The 3,386-nt window shown below is 60.6% G+C and carries 4 protein-coding genes; 2 read left to right on the top strand and 2 right to left on the bottom strand.

All coding sequences use genetic code 11. The annotated features are described in order from the left end of the window. Positions 1-35: 35 nt before the first annotated feature. A complete protein-coding gene (gene hpt / locus RA26_RS21870; protein ID WP_019296210.1) occupies positions 36-581 on the bottom strand; it encodes a hypoxanthine phosphoribosyltransferase in 546 nt (181 codons plus the stop codon). 74 nt (positions 582-655) lie between these two features. On the opposite strand from hpt, the gene RA26_RS21865 reads away from it, so the two are divergent. Both RA26_RS21865 and RA26_RS21860 read left to right on the top strand, forming a co-directional pair. Beyond that, a complete protein-coding gene (locus RA26_RS21865; protein WP_039187567.1) occupies positions 656-1,102 on the top strand; it encodes a type II toxin-antitoxin system RatA family toxin in 447 nt (148 codons plus the stop codon). A 93-nt stretch (positions 1,103-1,195) separates the two neighbouring features. Further along, the gene (locus RA26_RS21860) at positions 1,196-1,837 is read left to right on the top strand and encodes a hypothetical protein (protein ID WP_039187565.1); all 642 of its coding nucleotides are present in this window, start codon (positions 1,196-1,198) and stop codon (positions 1,835-1,837) included. Positions 1,838-1,921: 84 nt separating this feature from the next. On the opposite strand, the gene RA26_RS21855 is transcribed toward RA26_RS21860, so the two are convergent. Continuing rightward, positions 1,922-3,103 carry an ammonium transporter gene (locus RA26_RS21855; RefSeq protein ID WP_039187563.1) on the bottom strand — a complete coding sequence of 394 codons (1,182 nt, stop codon included), beginning with the start codon at positions 3,101-3,103 and terminating at the stop codon, positions 1,922-1,924. Positions 3,104-3,386 lie beyond the last annotated feature (283 nt).

The following is a 3,386-nucleotide window of genomic DNA, read 5'->3' as shown; positions in this document are numbered from 1 at the left end:
GGGTGCACGCATGTCACCCCCGGGTTCTGGCTGATTCAGCCCTCGTCGGTGAACCGCACTTTGCCGATATGCGGCAGGTTCCGGTTGCGCTGCGCGTAGTCGATGCCATAGCCGACAACAAATTCGTCGGGGATTTCGAAGCCAACCCAATCAGAGCGGAAATCCACTTCGCGCCGCGACGGCTTGTCCAGCAGTGCAATGGATTTCAGCCGCGCCGGATTGCGGCTTTGCAGCAGGTGGGTGACGTGGTTCAGCGTGTGGCCGGTGTCGACGATATCCTCCACGACCAGCACGTCGCGCCCTTCAATGGCGCCGCGCAAGTCCTTGAGAATACGCACTTCCCGGCTGCTCTCCATCGAGTCACCATAGGAGGATGCCTCCAGGAAATCGACCTCGATCGGCAGGTCCAGCTCACGCACCAGATCGGCGATGAACACGAAACTGCCGCGCAGCAGGCCAACCACGACCAGCTTGTCGGTATTGCCGAATTCCTTCTGGATTTCCTCGCAAAGCTCCTCAATCCGCGCGGCGATTGCCTTTGCCGAGATCATCACATCAATGACATATGGACGCTGTGTCATGGCTGCCCCCTTGAATTTCCCGCGCGTACATAGGACATCACGCCCGGTAATTGTAGCAGAAAATCAGCGGACAGATGCCCACACACTCGGAAACCCGCCAGATGCCCTACTCGGCACAGCAGATGTACGATCTGGTGGCCGATGTGGCGCAGTACCCGAAATTCCTTCCGTGGTGCGCCGCGGCCCGCATCCGCAGCCGTGCCCCGATGGGCGAGGCAGAGGTGATGGAGGCAGATCTTGTGATCTCCTTCAAGGTCTTCCGGGAACGGTTCGGCAGCCGGGTAACCCTTTATCCGGACGAGAGAAAAATCGATACCGAGTATCTGGACGGCCCGTTCCGCTACATGAAATCGCATTGGATATTCACCCCGCGCGAGGATGGCAGCTGCGACGTCGACTTCTTTGTCGATTTCGAATTCAAGAACGCGGTGCTGCAGGGAATTATCGGTGTGGTTTTCAACGAAGCCATGCAGCGGATCGTGCGTGCCTTTGAACGCCGTGCGGCGGAGCTGTACGGCTAGGGTTTCGTTGCGCAGATACCTGTTGACCTCAAGCGGGCTTCAAGTCGTATCAACGGCTGAATTCGTCATTTTCCATGGAAGGAGCACCCCGCAATGGAACAGGAATTCTGGCAGGCGCGCTGGCGCGAGAACCGCATCGGGTTTCACGAGGCCGCGCCCAACTCTCTGCTTACCCATAATTTTTTCCAGCTCGTACCGGCGGCGGGCCAATCCGTCTTTGTTCCTCTTTGCGGCAAGGCGCTGGATTTGGATTGGCTGCTGTCGCAGGGGCTGCGTGTGACCGGTGTGGAGTTCAATCAAGGCGCGGTGGAGGAGGTCTTTGCCCGGCTGGGGCAGACACCGGACGTCTCGCAAGCAGATGGGCTAACCCGCTATCAGTCAGGCGGGCTTACCCTTTACGCAGGCGACTTCTTTTCCCTTTCCCCAGCGCATCTTGGCGCGGTTGACGCGGTCTATGACCGGGCGGCGCTGGTTGCGGTGAAGCCGGAGGACCGGCAGGCCTATGCGGCGCATCTGAACCGGATCACGGGCAACGCAAAACAATTGCTGATCGGGTTCGACTATGATCAGTCCCTGATGGATGGGCCGCCTTTTTCGGTGCCGGGATCAACCGTAAAGGTGCTCTATCAGGGCAGCCATGAAATCAGTCTGATCGAGGAACGCGCTGCGGATGGCCGTATCGGAGAACGGTGCAATGCGCTGGAGCAGGCCTGGCTGCTAACTCCTTTGTCCTGAAACAGAAAACGGGTCCCCGAAGGGACCCGTCCGGCGTGAAGTGGTACCATCTGCCGTGAGTGGTGGCATCCGTCATGGCCGGGGTCAGCTGTTCATGTCGTATGCGCGCTCACCGTGTACAGAGAGATCGAGACCGTTGGTCTCGCTTTCAAGATCCACGCGCAAGGATGTGATCAAAGCGGAGATCTTCACCAGCGCGATGGTCACAACCGCGGTGAAGATGCCGACGATCACCAGCGCGCCCAGCTGTGCAGCCCAGGCACCGGCGCCGAAGACGGCGATCATGATGGTGCCGAAGATGCCGCCGACGCCGTGCACGGCAAAGACATCCAGGGTGTCGTCGATCTGCATCTTGTTGCGCACCAGGTTGACCATCTCCTGGCACAGCACGCCGGCGACGGCACCGATGATCAGTGCTTCCACTGGGCCGACAAAGCCGGAGGCCGGGGTGATTGAGGCGAGGCCTGCAATGGTGCCGGTGACCAGGCCCACAAGGGACGCCTTGCCGTATTTGATCTTTTCCCACAGCGCCCAGGTGAGTGAGGCGGTAGCGGCGGAGATATGGGTCACCGTCAGTGCCATCGCCGCGCCGCCGTCAGCCGCCAGCTGCGAGCCGCCGTTGAAGCCGAACCAGCCGACCCACAGCATTGCGGCACCGATCATCACATAGCCGGGGTTATGCGGCGGGATGGTGCGGTTTTTGCGCGGGCCCAGGAAGAAGGCGATGATCAAGGCTGCGAGGCCTGCGGTCTCATGCACCACGATGCCGCCGGCAAAGTCCTTGACGCCCACGTCGCCGAAGATGCCGCCGTCCGCCAGAAAGCCGCCGCCCCAGATCCAGTGCACCACCGGCGCATAGCAGAGCAGCATCCAGAGGCCGGAGAACACCAGCACGAAGCCGAAGCCGACACGCTCCACATAGGCGCCGACGATCAGCGCAGGGGTGATGATGGCGAAGGTCATCTGGAAGGTAAAGAACAGAACCTCAGGCAGGGTTCCGGACAGGCTGTCGGCGGTGACGCCGTTCAGGAACATCTTGTCCAGACCGCCCCAGATACCGGATGTGCCGCTTCCGAAGGCAATGGTGTAGCCGAAGGCCAGCCACAGAACGCTCATCAAACAGGCAATGGCATAGCAATGCATGAAGACGCTGAGCACATTACGGGCGCGCACAAGGCCGCCGTAAAACAGGGCCAGCCCTGGCAGTGTCATGAAGAGGACCAGGGCCGTGGCCACTATGATCCATGCGGTATCCGCTCCGTTCATCCGATTGTTCCTTCCCCTCAATAACCGGTGAGGTCAGGAGAAAGCGCACACCGCGCGCAGAAAAAAGCGGCAGAGGTGCGGGAGGCGCACAAAAACGGGGCTTTTTTGCAAGTGCTGAAAAATTGAGCGCCGCTGCGGGTCAGCTGCCCGTTTCGCGTTCGATTTGGGAAATCGCCTGCGCCAACAGTTCCAGCGCGTGGTCACGGGTGGCTGCGCGGACTTTGGCGCGGCCGATGGCGCCGAATTCTACGGTTTCCGTCATGGCCGGCCGGCCTGCGCGGGC

The organism is Leisingera sp. ANG-M7 (assembly GCF_000813965.1).
In the GTDB taxonomy this organism is placed as follows: Bacteria; Pseudomonadota; Alphaproteobacteria; order Rhodobacterales; family Rhodobacteraceae; genus Leisingera.
This window is presented reverse-complemented; position numbering and strand designations above follow the sequence as displayed.